Consider the following 775-nt stretch of genomic DNA (forward strand, 5'->3'; position numbering starts at 1 on the left):
GAGGCCCTGTGCCAAATTGACGATGCGGATCCGTATCAGTTTGATTGCCACAGTGTTGATATGTCATGGCATTGGCGACACTTACTTTTTTGGCGCTACGCAGACAGAAAAGCCGTAAGCCAAAAACGCGGGAAATGATAATGGTAACATACGGATAGATAATGAAAAAAATCAGAGAAATTAACGTTCCACTTAAGATTGATCGCTTTTTAGATTATGAGGACTTGGCAAACCATTTACGTCAAGGGCAACCCATTGAACGTATGAAGCAACAGGATTTAATGAGTGATTTATCCGTCATCAAATTAAACTCCACTTTTTTAGAGGTGGCTGATGCTCACTATAAAGAGAGAGGCTTTATAACGTTAACTCTTTTATTTTGCTCTACTTTTATCCTTTATATGTTAGTCAATACATTTTTTTCTCCTTTAGGCTTTGATTGGTTCCCGCTTACCATTGGTACCCCTGTCTTATTATTTATGCTTTATGCACTCAAAATCGAATGTTTTATTTATACTCACTACCCTATTCGTTTTAATCGTAAAAAACAGCTTGTTCACCTTTTTCGCACTAATGGCACGGTGCAAACTATTCCGTGGCAAAATATCTATTTTACCCTGCGCCAAGAAAAACCCGATGGCTTCAGCCCGAAAACGTGGTATCTGTTCGGTCATATTCTCGATGATGAAAAACTGCGGGTGGTTGACACATTCAGCGTCAGCATGTGCTCCCTCTATAAAGAGGAGGTGTTGCGTTTTTGGGAGTTTGTTCGCCG

1 protein-coding gene is annotated in these 775 nt (G+C 40.1%); it reads left to right on the plus strand.

Annotation, left to right across the window (positions count from 1 at the left end):
• Window positions 1-161: 161 nt before the first annotated feature.
• Window positions 162-775, plus strand: a 614-nt coding sequence (locus AC4IFT_RS22330) for a DUF6708 domain-containing protein (RefSeq protein WP_490752920.1), incomplete at its 3' end; no start/stop codon positions are given.

The organism is Providencia sp. UF-183 (assembly GCF_058246155.1).